Annotated in this window: 16 protein-coding genes and 1 tRNA gene; 10 read left to right on the top strand and 7 right to left on the bottom strand. The window is 70.0% G+C overall.

Annotated features, from left to right (window positions below; translation table 11 throughout):
* Window positions 1-41: 41 nt before the first annotated feature.
* A complete protein-coding gene (locus AB0F52_RS07470) occupies window positions 42-1,082 on the bottom strand; it encodes a PLP-dependent transferase (RefSeq protein ID WP_360165709.1) in 1,041 nt (346 codons plus the stop codon).
* A 54-nt stretch (window positions 1,083-1,136) separates the two neighbouring features.
* On the bottom strand, window positions 1,137-4,355 hold the full coding sequence (locus AB0F52_RS07465) for a penicillin acylase family protein (protein ID WP_360165706.1): 3,219 nt from the start codon (window positions 4,353-4,355) through the stop codon (window positions 1,137-1,139).
* 141 nt (window positions 4,356-4,496) lie between these two features.
* Here AB0F52_RS07465 and AB0F52_RS07460 point away from each other — a divergent pair, with 141 nt between their 5' ends.
* The 3 genes from AB0F52_RS07460 to AB0F52_RS07450 all read left to right on the top strand — a co-directional run bounded on the left by AB0F52_RS07460 (window position 4,497) and on the right by AB0F52_RS07450 (window position 6,622).
* On the top strand, window positions 4,497-4,871 hold the full coding sequence (locus AB0F52_RS07460; RefSeq protein ID WP_360165703.1) for an FKBP-type peptidyl-prolyl cis-trans isomerase: 375 nt from the start codon (window positions 4,497-4,499) through the stop codon (window positions 4,869-4,871).
* 151 nt (window positions 4,872-5,022) lie between these two features.
* Window positions 5,023-5,775, top strand: a complete 753-nt coding sequence (locus tag AB0F52_RS07455; RefSeq protein WP_360165700.1) for a trypsin-like serine protease — start codon at window positions 5,023-5,025, stop codon at window positions 5,773-5,775.
* Window positions 5,776-5,890: 115 nt separating this feature from the next.
* A complete protein-coding gene (locus tag AB0F52_RS07450) occupies window positions 5,891-6,622 on the top strand; it encodes a trypsin-like serine protease (protein WP_360165697.1) in 732 nt (243 codons plus the stop codon).
* 165 nt (window positions 6,623-6,787) lie between these two features.
* Here AB0F52_RS07450 and AB0F52_RS07445 read toward each other — a convergent pair.
* Window positions 6,788-6,870 (bottom strand) — tRNA-Leu (locus AB0F52_RS07445).
* A gap of 130 nt (window positions 6,871-7,000) precedes the next feature.
* Here AB0F52_RS07445 and AB0F52_RS07440 point away from each other — a divergent pair.
* The 7 genes from AB0F52_RS07440 to pknB all read left to right on the top strand — a co-directional run bounded on the left by AB0F52_RS07440 (window position 7,001) and on the right by pknB (window position 16,474).
* Window positions 7,001-8,242: a DUF3662 and FHA domain-containing protein gene (locus tag AB0F52_RS07440; RefSeq protein WP_360165694.1), complete on the top strand. Its 1,242-nt coding sequence runs from the start codon at window positions 7,001-7,003 to the stop codon at window positions 8,240-8,242.
* Between the two features lie 100 nt (window positions 8,243-8,342).
* A complete protein-coding gene (locus AB0F52_RS07435; RefSeq protein ID WP_003079002.1) occupies window positions 8,343-8,804 on the top strand; it encodes an FHA domain-containing protein in 462 nt (153 codons plus the stop codon).
* Window positions 8,801-10,198 (top strand): PP2C family serine/threonine-protein phosphatase, encoded by a 1,398-nt coding sequence (locus AB0F52_RS07430; protein ID WP_360165690.1) that lies wholly within the window; start codon window positions 8,801-8,803, stop codon window positions 10,196-10,198. Before AB0F52_RS07435 ends, AB0F52_RS07430 begins: the two co-directional genes overlap by 4 nt.
* On the top strand, window positions 10,198-11,685 hold the full coding sequence (locus AB0F52_RS07425; protein WP_103338158.1) for an FtsW/RodA/SpoVE family cell cycle protein: 1,488 nt from the start codon (window positions 10,198-10,200) through the stop codon (window positions 11,683-11,685). The genes AB0F52_RS07430 and AB0F52_RS07425 overlap by 1 nt, the downstream gene beginning before the upstream one ends.
* Window positions 11,682-13,151 (top strand): penicillin-binding protein 2, encoded by a 1,470-nt coding sequence (locus AB0F52_RS07420; protein WP_360165686.1) that lies wholly within the window; start codon window positions 11,682-11,684, stop codon window positions 13,149-13,151. Before AB0F52_RS07425 ends, AB0F52_RS07420 begins: the two co-directional genes overlap by 4 nt.
* Before the next feature lie 3 nt (window positions 13,152-13,154).
* A complete protein-coding gene (locus AB0F52_RS07415; protein WP_360165683.1) occupies window positions 13,155-14,501 on the top strand; it encodes a serine/threonine-protein kinase in 1,347 nt (448 codons plus the stop codon).
* Window positions 14,498-16,474 (top strand): Stk1 family PASTA domain-containing Ser/Thr kinase, encoded by a 1,977-nt coding sequence (gene pknB, locus AB0F52_RS07410; RefSeq protein ID WP_360165680.1) that lies wholly within the window; start codon window positions 14,498-14,500, stop codon window positions 16,472-16,474. The genes AB0F52_RS07415 and pknB overlap by 4 nt, the downstream gene beginning before the upstream one ends.
* Window positions 16,475-16,535: 61 nt before the next feature.
* Here pknB and AB0F52_RS07405 read toward each other — a convergent pair whose 3' ends face one another.
* The 4 genes from AB0F52_RS07405 to AB0F52_RS07390 all read right to left on the bottom strand — a co-directional run bounded on the left by AB0F52_RS07405 (window position 16,536) and on the right by AB0F52_RS07390 (window position 19,015).
* Complete coding sequence (locus AB0F52_RS07405) at window positions 16,536-16,853, bottom strand: hypothetical protein (protein WP_360165677.1); 318 nt, start codon at window positions 16,851-16,853, stop codon at window positions 16,536-16,538.
* Between the two features lie 100 nt (window positions 16,854-16,953).
* Window positions 16,954-17,595 carry a hypothetical protein gene (locus AB0F52_RS07400; RefSeq protein ID WP_360165674.1) on the bottom strand — a complete coding sequence of 214 codons (642 nt, stop codon included), beginning with the start codon at window positions 17,593-17,595 and terminating at the stop codon, window positions 16,954-16,956.
* Window positions 17,583-18,374 carry an ABC transporter ATP-binding protein gene (locus AB0F52_RS07395; protein ID WP_360165671.1) on the bottom strand — a complete coding sequence of 264 codons (792 nt, stop codon included), beginning with the start codon at window positions 18,372-18,374 and terminating at the stop codon, window positions 17,583-17,585. Before AB0F52_RS07395 ends, AB0F52_RS07400 begins: the two co-directional genes overlap by 13 nt.
* Entirely contained in the window at window positions 18,371-19,015 is a 645-nt protein-coding gene (locus AB0F52_RS07390; RefSeq protein WP_360166615.1) for an aminodeoxychorismate/anthranilate synthase component II, read from the bottom strand. The genes AB0F52_RS07395 and AB0F52_RS07390 overlap by 4 nt, the downstream gene beginning before the upstream one ends.
* Window positions 19,016-19,045 lie beyond the last annotated feature (30 nt).

Here is a 19,045-nt window from a genome sequence, read left to right as displayed (position 1 = left end):
GACCTACGACGTCGCGACTATCGACGATTCACCCGTCCGCGTTACTCCGGGAGGGCTAACGCGAGGTCGCGCCACAGGTCATCGGGGTCCTCCAGCCCGACGCTGAACCGGATCAGCCCGGCCGGAACGCGCTCCTCGCCCGCCAGCCACGCCCGCCGCTCGACCAGGCTCTCGACGCCGCCGAGGCTCGTCGCCGACCGGATCAGCCGGACCGACGCGCAGAACCGGTCCGCCGTCTCGGCGTCGGCCAGGTCGAAGGCGACCATCATCCCGAAGCCCGGGTAGCGCACCCGCCGCACCGCGGGGTGCCCGGCGAGCCGCTCCGCCAGCAGCGCGGCGGTGCGCGACTGCTCCGCGAGCCGGACGGGCATGGTCCGCAGCCCGCGCAGCGCGAGCCAGGCTTCGAGGGCGCCCGGCGTCGACCCGACCCGCGTCCGCGCGCCCCGCAGCTCGGCCGCGACGGCCGGGTCCTTGGCCACGGTGATGCCCAGCAGCAGGTCGCTGTGCCCGCCGATGAGCTTGGTCGCGCTGTGCACGACGACGTCCGCGCCCAGCTCGAGCGGCCGCTGCTGCAACGGCGTCGCGAAGGTGTTGTCGACGACGACCCGGCCGCGCGCGGCCGCCGCGATCGGCTCGATGGCCATCACGTCGAGGGTCGGGTTGGTCGGCGACTCCAGCCAGACCAGATCGGCCGTCGCGGCCTCGGCGACCCAGGCAGCGGTGTCCGTCGGCTCCAGCTCGGTGACGGCGAGCTTGCCGAGCTTCTGCGCGTGGGCCAGCACCCCGCGCGTGACGGCGTAGCTGAACGTCGGAACGGCGACCCGCGACCCGACCGGCAGCAGGTCCAGCACCGCGGACAGGGTGGCGACCCCGGACGCGAACGCCGTCGCCTCGCCGCCTTCCAGCGCCCCGACGGCTTCCTCGAGGGCGTGCCAGGTCGGCGTCCCGTCACCGCGCGCGTACACGAAATCGCCACCGGCCTGGTAGGTGCTGGTGGCGACGAGCGGTGTGTTCAGCGGCTCGCCAGGACCGTGCGGCCGGCCGGCGGCGATGGCCTTGGTGCGGGGCGTCCAGTCGTCCATCCGCCCACGATAAGGGGAGGCCGGGGCACTCAGCCGCGAGTGCCCCGGCCGGGTTCAGTGCGCGTACACCTCGAACTCGTACAGCGAGTAGCCGTACTTGGTGCCGCGCTGGACGCCCTGCAGCTTGACGAACCGGGCCGGGGTCGCGGCGAACGCGATGTTGTCCTGCCCGCCGTCGCCGTCGGTCACCACGGCCGCGTCCGTCCAGGTGACCGCGTCCGGCGAGAGCTGGATCTTGTAGCCCTTGCCGTAGGCGGACTCCCAGTTGAGCATCACCCGCGAGACCTGCTGGACCGAACCGAGGTCGACGGTGATCGCCTGGTCGTCGCTCCAGTCGCTGGCCCAGCGGGTCGAGGCGTTCCCGTCGATCGCGTTGGACGCCGGCGAGTTGTAGAAGCCGCTCTCGGCGCTGGTGGCGCTGACCGTCTTCGTCGCCGCGAGGTTCGCGACGTTGTCCCCGCGGTGCGCGGCGTACTCGACGACCTGCTGGAACGTCGGGCGGTTCTGCCAGCTGATCTTGTCCTGCGTGATGCCGCCGAGCGGGTTGTGCACGATCGTGTCGGCACACCACTGGTCACCGGCCGAGCAGGACGCGTCACCGGGGTAGACGGTGTTCGCGGGCTGGCCGGCGGCGGTGGTCAGCGAGTCGACCAGGGCCTGGCGGCACGCGGTGACGTCGCCGTTCCCGCAGAACGTCTGGGCGAGCGGGCCCGCCACCGGCTGGCCGAGCACCTGGCGGATGTCCTTGCTGACGTAACCCCACCAGCCGAACTGGAACGACGAACCCTTGTGGGGCTGGCCGGTGTGCTGGCCGTTGCCGTTCTGGAAGCCGGACGGGCTTTCGTTGATGCCGAGCACGCCGGTCATCGCGTTGTAGGCGTTGTCGCCCATGCCCGGCTTGAACTCGGCCTGGACCAGCAGCGGCCACCAGGCATCGAAGATGCGGATCGCGTCGGCGTCCGCATACGCCTTGCTGCCCGGCGAGGTCTCCGTACGCAGCTGGCCGTGGGACAGCCACGTCTTGAGCTTCGCCTCGGCGTCCGCCGCCGCCCCGGTGGCCGGTGTCTTGTCGAGCACCTGCAGCAGCAGCGGCAGCACGCGCTCGGCACGCAGGTCGGCCAGCGCGGCCTCCGACATCGCCTGGGTCAGGTTGACCCGGGTGACCTTGGTGCCGCTGCTGATCAGCTTCTTCACCCGCGAGTCGAGCAGGTCGACGCGGTGCACGGCCGACTTGTCCGCCCCGGCCGCGGCGTAGCCGTTGGCCTGGGAGTTGTTCCAGCTGACGTAGTAGTCCTGGTTGATCGACTGCGGGTGCTGCGACGCCGGCGTGTAGTTCGCCAGGTTGCCCGCCGGGTTCCAGCCTGCCCAGTCGTGGCCCTGATCGCCCCAGACCGGCATGTTCGGGTCCACGTTGGACGGCCGGACCGGGTTGGCCCCGGAGTTGAAGTAGGCGATGTCCCGCGAGTCGGCGTAGAACCAGTTGAACGTGAAGTTGATGTCCTGCGCGGCCCGCTGGAAGTCCGCCGCGGACTTGACGAAGGTCGGGTCGTTCAGTTCCTGGAAGCCGATGAGCGAATCGACTTCGTGGAAGTAGGACGATCGCAGCGCCGTGTACGCCACCGGCTTGCCGCCGACGGTCGCCCGGCTCTGCACCGGCCCGTACTTGGTCCGGTAGCTGCGCAGCGTGTACGAGCCCGCCGCGGTCCCGTCGGCCACGGTCGGCTTCCAGGCGTTCTTGACCTCCACGGTGTCCATCGGGACGCACTTGCCCTGGTAGGTGTAGTAGTTCGAGTCCTTCGTCGGCGCGTTGCCGCTCGGGTCGCACAGCTGCAGCGCATAGGTGTCGATGATGTCCTGCGCGGACGTCGTCGCGCTCCACGAGTAGTCCTGGCCGCGGCCGAGGAGCACGTAGAGGCTCAAGCCCGCGAACGCCGCGCCGCGCGCGCTGATGCCCGGGCCCTGCAGCTCCTGCAACATCAGCAGCTGCGGGGCGAAGTAGCCGGTCTGCGGGCCGAACACCGCGACCGGGTGGCCGCTGGCGGTCTTGGCGCCGGAGACGAGCAGCGCGTTGGACATGCCGTGCTTCTCGCTCAGCATGTTCCCCGGCAGCACGCCGTTCTCGAACATGCCGCGAGCGGGCTCCTGCTCGGCGGGCGCGGCCACGTCCACAGTGGACGGCGTCACGGCAGCTGCCGAGCCGGTCTTGTCGAACACCACGGGCTGCGGCGTCACCGAGTTCTTGTCGGGCATGGCCTGCCCGACCGCGTTGGCCGGCGTCTTGCCGTACGGGAAGGTCTGGCCGTCGTGGAGCGTCTTGACGGCTTCGGGGTCGTCCTCGGCGCGCAGGCTCTGCCACACCTTCTCGCCCTGGACGACGCCGTACTTCTCCTGCATGGCGAGCTTCGCGATGGCGTTCTGCACCTCGCCGCCGCCGCCCGCACCGAACTCGGCGCCGACCAGCGAGGCGAGCGCGACCAGGTCGGTCAGCTTGAACGGGTCGATCGTCCCGGCGTTGGTGATCGAGTCGACGTGCCCGGTCAGCACGTACTCGCCCGGGAAGTACCGGCCGTTGTACGAATCGCTGATGTACTTGTTGATGCCGTCCACGTAGGCCTGCGCGTCGGCGAGGCCCTGTGCGCCACGCGGGCCGCTGGCCGCGGTGTGGTCGATCTGCGCCTGCAGCTCGGCTTCGGTGTACGGCGCGTTCGAGAAGAACTGCTGCTCGAGCTCGCGGTTGGACGCCGCGCCACCGGCGAACGGCGAGAGCTGGCCGCGGGCGGCGTGCCGCAGCACGTCCATCAGCCACAGCCGGTCCTGCCCGGCCGCGTAGCCGGCGCCGAACTCGGTGCCGGCGCGGGTGGTCCCGGTGATGTGCGGGACGCCGAGCGCCTTGTCCCGCACGATCGTGACGTCCGCCCGTGGCTTCGTCGTGCTCGCCACCTGGTCGGCCGGGACGCCGAACGAGGAGTCGTTGAAGTACTGGTTGATCGCGCTCGTGGTCAGCGTCTTGTACCCGTTGGCCAGCGAGGAGTACTTCCCGAGCTGGTCGGCCGAGTGCGCCGGGCGGGTGCCGAGCAGCTTGTGCGCCAGGATTTCCGCGAGGGTGGCGCTGCCCTGTTCGCCGGGCGGCAGGATGTCGCTGCACTGCCCCCCGCAGTAGTCGTCGGGCGACACGGCCGCTTGCGCGGCCGGCGCGGTGACGGCGACCTGGGTCAGTCCGGCCACGAGGGCCCCCAGTGCCGTTACGGTCAGGGCGCGGATGCGACGTCGCATGCCGGGCTCCCCTCAGTCCAGAAAAGTGACGAAGCGCACGCTACCCAGCAGTAGGCTAAGTGTGAAGACTTTTCGCGTTTTTCCCCTCCTTGGGTGTAGTCCGATCGGCGCAGCCTCCGGAGCGTCGGTACGGTGAGCGCTATGACCTTGGAAAAGCCCCTCATCGACCGCCCGGACGGACCCCCGCCGGCCGAACTCGAGATCACCGACCTCACCGTCGGTGACGGCGCGGAGGCCACGGCGGGCAAGTCCGTCACGGTGCACTACGTCGGTGTCGCCCACTCGACCGGCGAAGAGTTCGACGCTTCCTGGAACCGCGGCGAGCCGCTGCGCTTCGGCCTCGGTGCCGGCCAGGTCATCTCCGGCTGGGACCAGGGTGTCGCGGGGATGAAGATCGGCGGCCGCCGCAAGCTCGTGATCCCGCCGCACCTGGGCTACGGCGACCGCGGCGCGGGCGGCGTGATCAAGCCCGGCGAGACCCTCATCTTCGTCGTCGACCTGGTCGGCGTGAACTGACTTCCGCACATTTCCGGCAAACCGGCCCCGGCGCGAACGCGCCGGGGCCGGTTTTTGCTCCAAGCAGCGCCTTTCGGGCCCTCGAGCCGTCGCTACGCTCGGAAGTGATCACCGGCAGCCACCGCCGGTGCGCGACAAGGGGGATCCACCGATGCGCGTTCGCGCTGTGCTTTCCGCTGCCCTTTTGACGTTGGCCGCCGGGCTCGCCACCGCGTCACCGGCTTCGGCCGTGGCCAACGGCGCCGACGTTCCGGCGGGCCAGTTCGGCTTCGCCGCGAAACTCACCATGACGGACATCCCGAAGCCCAACGGCACGAAGTACAACAGCGCGTGCTCCGGCGCGCTGATCGCCGCACAGTGGATCATCACCGCAGGTCACTGCTTCCACGACGCCAACCGCAACCGCGTCTCCGGGCCGGTGCCGTACCCGACGTCGGTGCTGCTCGGCACGGTCGACCAGAACACGCCCGGGGTGACGCGCAACGTCGTCACCGTCTACCAGGCGAGCGCCAACGACATCGCGATCGCCACCCTCGACGCGGACGTAACCGGCATCACACCGCTGACGGTCAACCGGGTCACGCCGTCGGTCGGCCAGCTGCTGACCCTCGCCGGCTGGGGCAGTCTCACCTCGGTCAACCCCGCCCCCTCGACGAAGCTGCAGCAGGGCACGGTGCAGGTCGGCCAGGTCGCCACCGCGACGCTCGGCGTCCGGGGTGTCGCCCCGACGTCGACGACGAGCGCCTGCGTGTACGACTCGGGCGCGCCGTACTTCGTCGCGGGCGGCTCCGGCGGGCAGCTGGTGTCGGTCGAGTCGAGCGGGCCGGACTGCCCGCACAACCAGCTCGAAACCACGTCCCGCGTGGACGTCATCGCGGACTGGATCGCGGCGCACACCGGCTGACCCGGCGCCGGGCGTCACCCGATGGTCCACCGGGTGACGCCCGGCCAGGGAATTCCCCGCCCGCGGCGGCGGCCCTAACGTCGAATGCCGACCACCGATTCGACGAAGGGGAAGAATGCGCCTGCGCGCCCTGCTCGCCGCTGCCGTTTTGACCGTCTCCACCGCTCCCGCCGCCTGGGCCGTCGCCCACGGTTCCGACGTCCCGCCGGGGCAGTACGGGTTCGTCGCGAAGCTCGCGATGACGAAGATCCCGCGCCCGGACGGCTCGACGTACAGCAGCTACTGCACGGGCGCGCTCATCGCGCCCGGGTGGGTCCTGACGACCGGCCACTGCTTCCACGACGCCCACCGCGACCGCGTCTCGGGCAAGACCCCGTACCCGACGACGGTGACGCTGGGCCTGACCGACGAAGCCACGGAATCGGGCATCGCCCGCAGGGCGACCGAGGTCCTCCAGGCCAAGGAGAACGACGTCGCCCTGATCCGCCTCGATTCCCCGGTGACCACGGTGCCGCCGCTGACGGTGAGCCGCGCGGCCCCGAAGGTCGGCCAGCAGCTGACCCTGGCGGGCTGGGGCAGCCTGACGAACTCGGACCCCAAGCCGGCCACCCGCCTCCAGCAGGGCACGGTGGCGGTGGCGAAGGTGGATCCGACGACGCTGGGCGTCCGCGGCGCGGCCCCGGAGATCACCACGAGCGCCTGCACGTACGACTCCGGAGCGCCCTATTTCTCGGGCAACGAGCTGGTCTCATTGGAGGCAACCGGCCCCGATTGCCCCCACGCGGGCATCGAGACAACGAGCCGGGCGGACGTCATAGCGGACTGGATAGCCACCCACACGGCGTAACTTCGCCCAGGGCGAACACAGGTGAGATACCCCACCGGAGGCCTCCCGGACCACGCTGGAAGGTGACGGGAGGCACCGTGGGGGTCCGGGCGGCTCGGCCCCCGGGAGACATAAAGCCAACGGGAAAGACCCCGATCGCGCCAGCGATCGGGGTCTTTAACAGCGTGGGCGAGGAGGGAGTTGAACCCTCACGTCCTTTCGGACACACGGACCTGAACCGTGCGCGTCTGCCATTCCGCCACTCGCCCGAGTGCGTCTCTCAAGCAGCGAGGAGAAGACTAGCAGGTGCTTTGAACAGCTTTCACCGGGGGCCGTGTAGAGGCTGGCTCACCCGGATAGGATCGATGCGGAAGCACACGTGTGAGGAGGTTTTCCCCGGTGGGCCGCGCCGAACGATTCGACAGGCGACTCGAGAACCTGGTGGGGAACACTTTCGCGCGCATGTTCGGTGGCAACGTCGTCACGCAGGAAGTGGCGATCGCCCTGGAGCGGGAGAGTGAGGAGAACGTTCGTGAGCTGGCAGGCGGTCGGCAGCTCGCCCCCAATCACTACATCGTGTCCCTGGGGGCGGCTGACCACGAGCGCATGGCCGGTGACGAGCAGCGTGTCACGCAGATGCTGGCCAGGGCAGTGGCGGAACACCTCGCCGCCGAGGGTCTGGACACCTATGGTGACGTCGTCGTATCACTCGAGCGCAACGAGGCGCTGCATACTGGACAGTTCAAGACCCGTTCGTCCGTCGATCCCGACGCCCGCCCCTCAGGCGCCGGTTCACCGCGGTCGGCACGACCCAGCAACGCAGGAGACCCAGCAATGAGCCAGCCCCCCGGCTACGGCCAATACGACCAGGGTGACCCGTACGGCCAGCAGGGCCAGTACGGCTACGGACAGCAGGGTGGCCAGCAGCCCGGGTACGACCAGGGTTACGGCCAGCAGGGTGGATACGACCAGTACGGCGGTCAACAGCAGCCCGCTGCCGGTGGCTACGACCAGTACGGCCAGCCGCAGCAGGGCGGCGGCTACGACCAGTACGGCCAGCAGCCCCAGGCCGGCTACGAGCAGGGCTACGCCCAGCCCCAGGGTGGTGGCTACGACCAGGGCGGCTACCAGCAGCCGCAAGCCGGCGGCTACGACCAGGGCTACGGCCAGCCCCAGGGCGGCGGGTACGACCAGGGCGGCTACCAGCAGCAGGGTGGCTACGACCAGTACGGCCAGCAGCAGCCGCAAGGCGGGTACGACCAGTACGGCCAGCAGCAGGCGTACGGCCAGCCGGCCGCGGACCCGTACGCCCAGCAGCAGGGCGGCTACGGCCAGCCCGCGCCGGGTCGTCAGCTCGCGGCGAGCCTGCAGCTGGACGACGGCTCGAACCGCACGTACTCGCTGAAGCAGGGCGGGAACGTCGTGGGCCGGGGCCAGGACGCGGACTTCCGCCTGCCGGACACCGGGGTTTCGCGCCGTCACCTGGAGATCACCTGGGACGGCCAGAGCGCGACGCTCGCCGACATCGGCTCGACCAACGGCACGACCGTGAACGGCACCCCGGTCCAGACCTGGCAGCTCGCCGACGGCGACGTCATCCGGGTGGGTCATTCGTCCCTCGTGTTCCGTACACAGGGCTGACTCAGGACCCGGAATACTGTTCCCGCAGAATTGACGTGCGGGGGGACCGCGGCGTACCCGCGTCGCGGCTGCACGGACGAGTCGGGAGCGGACACACCAAGTGCCAGAGCTGGTCGTACAACTCACCAGGGTGGGCTTCCTCGTGCTGCTCTGGCTCTTCGTGTTCGCCGCGCTCAGAGTCGTCCGGTCGGACCTCTACGCGGCATCGGGCATGCGCGTCCAGGTCCCGACCTTCGGGCGCAAGAAGGAGAAGAAGCCGCGCAACAGCAAGTCCCCGCAGCAGCTGCTGGTCACGCACGGCGCACTGGCGGGGACGCGCATCGCGCTGGACGGCCGGCCGATCCTGATCGGCCGGGCCGACGACTCCACGTTGGTGCTCGACGACGACTACGCGTCGACCCGGCACGCGCGGATCGCCCAGCGCGGCGAGGACTGGTACGTGGAAGATCTGGGCTCGACGAACGGGACGTATCTCGACCGGGCTAAGGTCACTGCACCCCTCCGGGTCCCGCTCGGAGTCCCCATCCGGATCGGCAAGACGGTGATCGAGCTTCGCCCATGACTCTCGTCCTCCGCTACGCAGCCCGCAGCGACCGGGGCCTGGTGCGTTCGAGCAACCAGGACTCCGTGTACGCCGGCCCTCGCCTGCTCGCGCTCGCCGACGGTATGGGTGGCCACGCGGCGGGTGAAGTCGCCAGCAAGGTCGTCATCGCCTCCCTCGCCCCCCTCGACGACGACGAACCCCGTGACGACCTGCTCGCCCAGCTGCGCGAAGCGGTGGCGAACGGCAACGCCGCGATCGCCGAGCTCGTCTCGCAGGACCCCGACCTCGACGGCATGGGCACCACGCTCACCGCCGTCCTGTTCGCCGGCACCCGGCTGGGGCTGGTCCACGTCGGCGACTCGCGCGCCTACCTCCTGCGCGGCGGTCAGTTCGCGCAGATCACGCGGGACGACAGCTTCGTCAACGAACTCTTGGAACAGGGCCGGATCACGCCCGAAGAGGCGGCGGTGCACCCGCAGCGGTCACTGCTGCTCAAGGCGCTCACCGGCCACGAGGTCGAGCCGAGCCTGACCGTGCGCGAGGCCCGCTCCGGCGACCGGTACCTGATCTGCTCGGACGGCCTGTCCGGCATGGTCAGCGACGAGACGCTGGCCGAGGCCGTGCAGATCCCGGACCCGCAGCAGTGCGCCGACCGGATGATCGAGCTGGCGCTCAAGGGCGGCGGCACGGACAACGTCACGGTGATCATCGCCGACGTGGTCGACGTCGACTTCGGCGAGGACGCGCCCATCGTGGGCGGCGCCGCCGGGGACGGCAGCGACGAGCTGCACCAGGGCGACTCGCCCGCGGCGCGGGCCAGGGCGCTGACCCAGCCGCCGCCGCAGCAGCGCCCGGACCTGCCGCAGCCCCGGGAGGACCCGAAGGCCAAGCGCCGGAAGCGGTTCCGCTGGCTGGCCGGAGCGCTCGTGGTCCTCGTGGTCCTCGCCGCGGCCGCCATCGCCACCCGCTACTTCGTGCTGAGTCAGTACTATGTCGGCGAGGGAGCGGACGGGGAGGTCGTGATCTACCGCGGCGTCCCCGGCAGCATTCTCGGCATCGACCTGCACGCCTACGAGCAAGGGTCCTGCCCGCCGAGCCAGGTGTGCACGGACAAGCTGCGCGTCACCCAGCTCCAGGAGGACGCGCGGCTGGCGGTGCAGAACGGCGTCAAGAAGGACAACCTCGACGAAGCGCGGAAGTACATCGACGACTTCCTGCAGCTGCGCAAGCGCCTGAACAACTGCGCGCCGGCGGGCGGCCAGCCGCCCACGACGCCAACCCCTTCGGTCACGCCGACGACGACTCCGTCGGCTCCGGCCGGCTCTACTGCTCCGTCGTCGGCGAACCAGCCAGCGGGGAGGGACTGCTCGACGCCGAGTTCGACGGCACCGACGACGGGAGGCGGTAACTGATGAGCCAGCCCGCCGCGCGCGCCGCCGAACCCCTCGCCGCGCAGTTCCAGACGAACCCGCCGCGCGAGGTCCCGACCCGCCGCAACACCGAGCTGGTGCTGCTGGGCTTCGCGACCTTCATCGTCACCGTCGCGCTCGTCCTGGTGGAAGCGAACCAGGAGCAGGAACTCACCACGTCGATCATCTGGCTCGGCCTGGCCTACCTGGGCGTGCTGACCGGCGCGCACCTGGCCGTCCGCAAATGGGCGCCGTACGCCGATCCCGTGCTGCTCCCCTGCGTCGCGCTGCTGAACGGCATCGGGCTGGTGATGATCCACCGGATCGACCTGGCCCTCGCCGAACGCGCCACGCAGCAGGGCAAGGACTACACGCCGGCCGTCACCGCGCAGGTGCTGTTCACGGTGATCTCGCTGGTGTTCTTCGTCGTGGTGCTGATCGTGGTGAACGACCACCGCACGCTGACCCGCTACGGCTACACCGCGGGCCTGATCGGCATCGTCGCGCTGGCACTGCCCGCGCTGCTGCCGTCGAGCCTGTCCGAGGTCAACGGCGCCAAGGTGTGGCTGAAGCTGCCGTTCTTCTCGATCCAGCCGGGCGAGTTCGCCAAGATCCTGCTGATGATCTTCTTCGCCTCGTTCCTGGTGTCGAAGCGGGACCTGTTCATGGTGGCGGGCAAGAAGCTCGTCGGGGTCGAGCTGCCGCGCGCCCGCGACCTCGGCCCCATCCTGATCGCCGCGTTCGTCTGCATCGGCGTCCTGGTGTTCGAAAAGGACCTCGGCACGTCGCTGCTGTTCTTCAGCGTCATCCTGGTGATGCTGTACGTCGCGACCGAGCGGGCCATCTGGGTCGTCCTGGGCCTCAGCTTCTTCGCCGTCGGCTGCGTGATCGCGTACAACCTCTTCACGCACGTCCAGCAGCGCGTGGCGAACTGGCTGGACCCGCTGGCCACCTACGACCAGGCCGGCGGCGGTTACCAGCTCGCGCAGGGTCTGTTCGGGCTCGGCACCGGTGGCGTCGGCGGCACCGGGCTCGGCGCCGGGCGGCCGGACATGGTGCCCGAGGCCAACACCGACTTCATCACCGCGTCGATCGGCGAGGAGCTCGGCTTCATCGGGCTGGCCGCGGTGCTGATGCTGTACTTGATGGTCGCCATGCGCGGCATGCGAAGCGCGCTCGCCGTGCGCGACACGTTCGGCAAGCTGCTCGGCGGCGGGCTCGCGTTCACCATGGTCATGCAGATCTTCGTCGTCGTCGGCGGAGTCACGAAACTCATCCCGGAGACCGGTATCACCGCCCCGTTCCTGTCCAAGGGTGGTTCGTCGCTGCTCGCGAACTACATCCTGGTCGCGCTGCTGCTCCGCATCTCCGACGCGGCCCGCAAGCCCGCCTCGCGCCCGAAGCCGCAGCAGCAGCCGCAGGCCCCCATCGCGGAAGCGCACACCGTGCTCGTGCAGCGCCCGCCGGCGGACGGGGGTGCGCAGGCGTGAACACCCCGCTCCGCAAGGTCGGCATGGCGATGCTCGTCATGGTCGTCCTGCTGCTGGCCAACGCCACGTACATCCAGGTGGTGAAGGCCGACGACTACCGCACCGACTCGCGCAACGCCCGGGTGCTCTACGACGAGTTCGCCCGCCAGCGCGGCAAGATCGTGTCGCAGGCCAACGGCGAGGTGCTGGCCGGCATCGACCCGTCGAACGACAAGTACAAGTACAAACGGACCTACGCCGACGGCCCGATGTACGCGCCGGTCACCGGCTACTACTCGATCAACTACGGCGCCGGCGGCCTGGAGCGCGCCGAGGACGACGTCCTCAACGGCTCCGACCCGCGGCTGTTCGTGCGCCGGCTGTCGGACATGGTCACCGGCCGGGACCCGAGCGGCGGCAACGTCCGGCTGACCATCGACCCGGCCGTGCAAAAGGCCGCGTACGACCTGATGACGCAGAAGAACTACACCGGCGCCGTCGTCGCGATGGAGCCGAGCACCGGGCGGATCCTGGCGATGGTCTCGACGCCGTCGTACGACCCGAACCAGCTCGCTTCGCACACGTCGAAGGCGCAGACCGACGCCTGGAACGCGAACAACAAGGACCCGAAGAAGCCCATGCTGAACCGGGCGATCTCCGAGACCTACCCGCCGGGTTCGACGATGAAGCTCGTCACCGCGGCGGCCGTGCTCGAAGACGGCAAGGGCCCGGACACCCCGGTCAGCCAGGAACCGAACACCAAGCTCCCCGGCACGAACACGACGCTGGAGAACTACGGCGGCGAAACCTGCCCGGGCAACACGTTCAAGGACGCGCTCGCGCACTCCTGCAACGTGCCGTTCGCGGAGTTCGCCGGACAGCTCGGCCCGGACAAGATGAAGAAGACGGCGGCGAACTTCGGCATCGGGCAGACCGACCTGACCGTGCCGATGAAGGTCGCCCCCTCGACGGTCGGCCCGCTCGACTCCCAGGGCGCGCTCTTCCAGAGCGGGATCGGCCAGCGTGACGTCCGGCTGACCCCGCTGCAGGACTGCATTCTCGCGGCCACCGTGGCCAACGGCGGGATGGCGATGAAGCCGCAGCTGGTGCAGTCGGTGCTGGCTCCCGACCTGTCGACGATCGAGGACTACAGCCCCACCGAGCTCACCGGCACCGCGGCGCTGTCGTCGTCGAACGCCGCGATCCTCAAGGACATGATGATCGCTTCCGAGGGCTTCACCAAGGGCGGTGGCAAGCGCGCGGACATCAAGATCGCGTCGAAGACCGGCACCGCCGAGCACGGCACGGACTCCAAGAACACCGCCCCACACGCCTGGTACACCGCCTTCGCCCCGGCCGACAGCCCGCAGATCGCGGTCGCGGTGATCGTCGAGGACGGCGGCAACCGCGGCCTCGCGGCCACCGGCGGCACGGTCGCGGCGGAAATCGGCCGTGCGGCGATCAACGCGAAGCTCGGGGGTGGATAGCGCATGCTGTCCTCCGGTCAGCTGCTGGCCGACCGCTACAAGCTGACGAGCCGGATCGCCGTCGGCGGGATGGGCGAGGTCTGGCAGGCCAGCGACACCCGGCTCGACCGGACCGTGGCCGTCAAGATCCTCAAGGCCGAACTCTCCGGCGACGCCGAGTTCCTCCACCGCTTCCGCACCGAAGCGCGGATGACGGCGTCCCTGAACCACCCCGGCATCGCCGCGGTGCACGACTACGGCGAGACCATCTTCGACGGCGACCTGCCGATCGCGTACCTGGTGATGGAGCTCGTCGACGGTGACCCGCTGGCCGGGCTGCTGGCCAAGCACGGGCGGCTGTCGGCGGAGTTCACCCTCGACATGCTCGAGCAGGCGGGCAACGCGCTGCAGGCCGCGCACTCCCACGGCCTGGTCCACCGCGACGTCAAGCCGGGCAACATCCTGGTGACGTCGGCCGGGCAGGTGAAGATCACCGACTTCGGCGTGGCGAAGGCGGCCGACGCGGCCCCGGTCACGCGGTCCGGCATGGTCATGGGCACCGCGCACTACATCGCCCCGGAGCAGGCGCTCGGGCAACCGGCCGAGCCGGCGTCCGACGTCTACTCGCTGGCGGTGTGCGGCTACGAATGCCTCGCCGGGCACCGGCCGTTCCTGTCGGAGAACGCCGTGACGGTCGCGATGATGCACATCCGTGACATCCCGCCGCCGCTGCCACCGGACGTGCCGCCCGCGGCGCGCGCGGTGATCGAGGCGACCCTGATCAAGGATCCGCGGCAGCGCTACAACGACGGCGGCGAGTTCGCGGCCGCTGTCTCCGCCGTCCGCGCCGGGCTGCCGCTGCCCACGCCGTCCGGACTGGTGAACGCCACGTACGCGACCGGGCAGCAGCCCCAGCAACCGCCACCGCAGCAGATGCCGCCACCGCCGTCGATGCCGGTGCCGATCCCCCCGCAGCAGCAGATGCCGCAGCAGCAGATGCCGGGTGGCCCGCCGTCACCCGCGATGAACCCGATGATCGCCATCGGCCCGCCGTCCCGGCCAGCCCCGCGGCAGGTCATGCTGCCGGCCCCCCGGCGGAAGACGCAGTGGGGCTGGTGGGCGCTTCTCGCCGCGATCCTGCTCGTTGTCCTGGTCGCGGGCATCGTGCTGGTGGCGAAGATGCTGGGCGGCGGCAACGGCTCGCCGTCGCACAACGGCCAGCCGCAGAGCCAGGTGTTCCCGGGCAGACAGGTGCCCGCGGAGCAGTCCTCGAGCGGCTACCCGGCGGACACGCCCGGCACGACGATCGACGATGGCCGGCAAGGCATCATGACCACACCTTGGACGGAATGGAACGGCATCCAGAGATGAGCACACCCAGACTGCTCTCCAACCGGTACGAGCTGGGCGAAACGCTCGGCTACGGAGGCATGTCCGAGGTCCACCACGGCCACGACGTGCGTCTCGGCCGGGAAGTCGCGATCAAGATCCTCCGTGCCGACCTCGCCAGGGACCCGCAGTTCCTGGAACGCTTCCGCCGTGAAGCGCAGAACGCCGCCGCGCTGAACCACCCGGCGATCGTCGCGGTCTACGACACCGGTGAGGCGAACGCCGAGTTCGGCCCGCTGCCGTACATCGTCATGGAATACGTCGAAGGCCGGACGCTGCGCGACATCGTCAAGACCGAAGGCCCGATGTCGCAGAAGCGGGCGATGGAGGTCATGGCCGACGTCTGCGCGGCGCTGGACTTCTCGCACCGCCACGGCATCGTGCACCGCGACGTCAAGCCGGCCAACGTGATGATCACGAAGAACGGCGCGGTCAAGGTGATGGACTTCGGCATCGCGCGCGCGATGCACGACGGCCAGTCCGCCATGACCCAGACGGCCGCGGTGATCGGCACGGCGCAGTACCTTTCGCCGGAGCAGGCCCGCGGCGAGTCCGTCGACGCGCGCTCCGACGTCTACGCCGCCGGGTGCGTGCTGTACGAGCTGATCACCGGCGAGCCGCCGTTCACCGGGGACTCCCCGGTCGCGGTCGCCTACCAGCACGTCCGGGAAGACCCCAACGCGCCGTCGGCGGTGAACCCGGCGGTGGCGCCGGAGCTGGACGCCGTCGTGCTGAAGGCGCTGGCCAAGGGCCCGGCGAACCGCTACCAGTCGGCGGCGGAGATGCGCTCGGATCTGGTGCGCACGCTCTCGGGCCAGCGCCCGGTGGCGCCGATGGTGATGTCCGAAGACGAGCGCACGCAGGTGATGAACGCCGACCGGCGGCAGCCGCAGCGCTACGACGAGTACAGCGAGCCGGACGACGAGGACCCGAAGGCCAAGCGACGGCGTCGCGCGATCCTGGCCGCGGTGGCCGCGGTGTTCGTGCTGGGCGCGGTGCTGCTGATCATGTGGCTGTCGAACGCGTTCAAGAGCAACGACGCGAGCACCGTGGCGATCCCCAACGTGGTGCACCAGACCGTCCCGCAGGCGCGAGAGATGCTGAGCAGCAACGGGTTCAACGGCAAGGTCGACCAGAAGCAGGTGACCTGCGGGGTGCAGCCGACCGACGGCAGCCCGTCGTGCACCCAGGACGACGTCAACCGGGTGGTCAAGGTCGATCCGGCGGTGGGGGTTTCGGTCGCGCCCAACACGACGATCACGCTGTACGTCGGCGTCGCGCCGGGCAAGTCGAACGTCCCCGACCTCAAGAACAAGACGCGTGACCAGGCCGAGCAGGCGCTCACCGACGCGAAGCTGACCCTCGACACGAACGTCCAGGAGACCGAGGTCAGCGACCCGAACCAGGCCGGTCTGGTGCAGACGCAGAACCCGGCCGCCGGCACCGCCGTCGACCAGGGCTCCAGCGTGAAGATCACGATCGGCAAGTCGAAGCAGCTCAAGACGGTCACCGACTTCACCAACCAGGCGTACTCGAAGGCCAAGTCGTCGCTGGAGAGCCAGGGCTTCACGACGAGGCGGGTCGACCAGGCCTCGGAGACGGTGCCGAAGGACACGGTCATCACCCAGAACCCGAACGGTGGGCAGCTCGCGGTGGGCAGCCAGATCGTGCTGACCGTGTCGACCGGTCCGGACAGCTCGAGCCAGATCCAGATGCCGACCCTGGCGGGGATGACCTTGGACCAGGCGCAGGACAAGCTGTCGAGCATGGGCTGGACCGGCAAGTTCAACCAGAAGTCCGACAAGAACAGCAATGCGCCCGAGGGCACGATCACGGGGCAGAACCCGTCCGCCGGCACGATGATCAACCGGGATCAGAACGTCACGGTGAACGTTTCGGAAGGCAACGGGTTCCCGTCCATCAGCTTCCCCACAACGACGAAAACCTCCAACTAGCGAGCAACGAGAAAGGCCCGCACGGTTCGCCGTGTGGGCCTTTTTCGTCGGTCAGGAGGGGTCAGGACTGGTCGAGGAATCCTTGCACGGCACCGAGAACCTGAGCGGCGTCGCTCGCGGCGCCGAAATCGAGTTCGAGTTCCTCGGCGGCGCCCGAACGTTTGACCTTCAGCGAAACGCGGGTTTCCCGGAACCGCCCCAGCCACGCGAAGAGCGAGCGGCAGAAGACGTCGGCGGAGCTGCTCGAAACGCCGACCACGACGGCGTCGAAGACCTGGACGCGGCCGCGGAGTTCATCTTCGCCGCGCAGCCAGTCGGCGAGTTCCGGAAGCTCGCCGCCGGAGTTCGGCACGGTGATCGCGACGATCCCAGCCGTCACCCGATCTCCTTTCGCCCAGAACCGGAGAGGCCCCGAACCTTAGCCGTCCGCGCGGTCCCACTGGAAGCCCGGGAAGGAAATTGAATTCTGCAATTTGCGGTCAGGACCGGCGACTCACGAGCGCTGAAACGGCGAAGTAGCTGATGGCCAGCATCGCCACCGCCGTCACCAGCGCCAGGACCAGCGGGCCGCCGACCGGTTCGTCGTCGGTCAAGGCGTGCAGGAGCGGGTGGACCAGGGGGATCTTCGCCAGCAGGACGACGACGAGCGTGATCACCGCGGCGAGCACCGTCCAGCCGATGCGGTGGACCAGCAGCCGCGAGCACGGGAGCGCGATCGCGATGCCCACCACCGCGCACGCGAGGTGGGCGAGCAGCCCGATGCCGAGCGCCGACGGCTGGATCCGGAACGACTTGAGCGCCGACCACACCTCGGTGATCGCGGTGAGGACCAGGGAGCAGGCCAGCACGGTGAGGATCGCGCCGGTGATCATCCGCCGCCACTGCCGCGCGTGGCTCAGGGTCACCAGGCGCTGCACCGGGTCTTCGATGTCGAGCAAGGCGATCGTCAGCCAGCAGGAGACGACCAGCAAGCCGCCGGCACTGACGCCGTACAGCGGCAACGGCGGCGAGTGCGGGTCGGCGTAGAGGATCACGCACAGCGCGAGGTAGGCCAGCAACGCCGGCAGGTACCGCTGCGAATGGCCGAGCAGCGCCAGGTAGTACCGCGTCAGGGCGAGCACGGCGCCACCTCCCGCACCGACCAGCCGTCTTCGAGCGCCCGCAGCAGCACCGCGTCGACACGGGCGACCTCGACCGTCAACACCACGTGCGGGCCTTCGGTGACGGCGTGCCGCACGCCGGGCTCGTCCGCCCAGCCGGTGCCGTCGCCGCGCAGGACGATCCGCGTGGTCGGCTCCGCGCTTTCCGCCGTGAGCCTTCCGGAGTCCATGAGGTGGACGACGTCGGCGTGGTCGTGCACCACCTGCGGCCGGTGGTCGGTGAACACGACGCTCGCACCCCGTGCCCGCGTCTCGGCGACGAGCTCGCCGAGGATGGCGTGCGTCCCGACGTCCAGCCCGGACCACGGCTCGTCGAGGATCAGCAGATCGGGCCGGACCATCACGGCCTGCGCGAGCCCGACTTTCTGCGCGTTGCCCTTGGACAGGGTGCGCAGCGGTGCCGCCGGGCCGCCGACGAGGGCGAGCCGTTCGAGCAGCGGGTCGATCACCGAGAGGTCGTCGAGCCCGCGGATGCGCGCCATGTGCCGCAGGTAGGCGCGGGCGCCCATGCGCTGGCCGGCCGGGAAGCGGTCCGGCAGGTAGCCGATCCGCGGGGTGCCGCCGACCGTCCCGGTGGTCGCGTGCGAGACGCCGGCCATGATCCGCAGCAGCGTCGACTTCCCGGAGCCGTTGCTGCCGAGGATGCCGACGACGCGCCCGGGCTCGACGGTCAGGTCGACGTCGCGCAGGACGAAGTCACCGCGCCCGTACCGCTTGCCGACCCCCTCGAGCCGGATCACGCAACAGCGGCCTTCTGAAGCGCCTTGGTCGCCCGCTCGAGCTCGTTCACCCGGGCCGGCTCGACGGGGTGCCCCGCGGCGGCCAGCCAGTTCGCGAGCATCCGGTGGCCGCCCTCGGTGAGCACGGACTCCGGGTGGAACTGGACACCTTCGAGGGGCAGCTCGCGGTGGCGCATGCCCATCACGATGCCGGACTCGGTGCGCCCGGTGATCTCGAAGACGGCGTCCGGAATCGTGTCCGGCACCACAGTCAGGGAGTGGTACCGGGTGGCCGTGAACTCCTCGGGCAGGTCCTTGAGGATGCCTGCGCCGGTGTGCCGCACCTGGCTCGTCTTGCCGTGGAGCAGCTCGGGCGCGCGGTCGACGGTCGCGCCGTAGACCACGCCGAGCGCCTGGTGACCGAGGCAGACGCCGAGCATCGGGGTGCGCGTCTCGGCGCACTTGCGGATGACGTCCATGCTCTGACCGGCGCGTTCGGGGGTGCCGGGACCCGGCGAGACGAGCACGGCGTCGAACTCGGGCACGCGGTCGAGGTCCACGACGTCGTTGCGCCAGACCGTGCAGTCGGCGCCGAGCTGGGCCAGGTACTGGACCAGGTTGTAGACGAAGCTGTCGTAGTTGTCGACGACGAGAACGCGCATGGCGCCGAGCTTACCGGCTCCCACCAGGTG

The sequence above is a fragment of the Amycolatopsis sp. NPDC024027 genome (assembly GCF_040638975.1).
GTDB lineage: Bacteria > Actinomycetota > Actinomycetes > Mycobacteriales > Pseudonocardiaceae > Amycolatopsis.
Note: the sequence above shows the minus strand (reverse complement) of the source record. Positions and strands in the feature narration are given on the sequence as shown.

Coding starts and splice junctions, on each gene's coding strand:
- AB0F52_RS07415 (WP_360165683.1), top strand. CDS start 13,155: ATGCTGTCCTCCGGTCAGCTGCTGGCCGACCGCTACAAGCTGACGAGC.
- AB0F52_RS07470 (WP_360165709.1), bottom strand. CDS start 1,082: ATGGACGACTGGACGCCCCGCACCAAGGCCATCGCCGCCGGCCGGCCG.
- AB0F52_RS07390 (WP_360166615.1), bottom strand. CDS start 19,015: ATGCGCGTTCTCGTCGTCGACAACTACGACAGCTTCGTCTACAACCTG.
- AB0F52_RS07425 (WP_103338158.1), top strand. CDS start 10,198: ATGAGCCAGCCCGCCGCGCGCGCCGCCGAACCCCTCGCCGCGCAGTTC.
- AB0F52_RS07450 (WP_360165697.1), top strand. CDS start 5,891: ATGCGCCTGCGCGCCCTGCTCGCCGCTGCCGTTTTGACCGTCTCCACC.
- AB0F52_RS07460 (WP_360165703.1), top strand. CDS start 4,497: ATGACCTTGGAAAAGCCCCTCATCGACCGCCCGGACGGACCCCCGCCG.
- AB0F52_RS07465 (WP_360165706.1), bottom strand. CDS start 4,355: ATGCGACGTCGCATCCGCGCCCTGACCGTAACGGCACTGGGGGCCCTC.
- AB0F52_RS07430 (WP_360165690.1), top strand. CDS start 8,801: ATGACTCTCGTCCTCCGCTACGCAGCCCGCAGCGACCGGGGCCTGGTG.
- AB0F52_RS07455 (WP_360165700.1), top strand. CDS start 5,023: ATGCGCGTTCGCGCTGTGCTTTCCGCTGCCCTTTTGACGTTGGCCGCC.
- pknB (WP_360165680.1), top strand. CDS start 14,498: ATGAGCACACCCAGACTGCTCTCCAACCGGTACGAGCTGGGCGAAACG.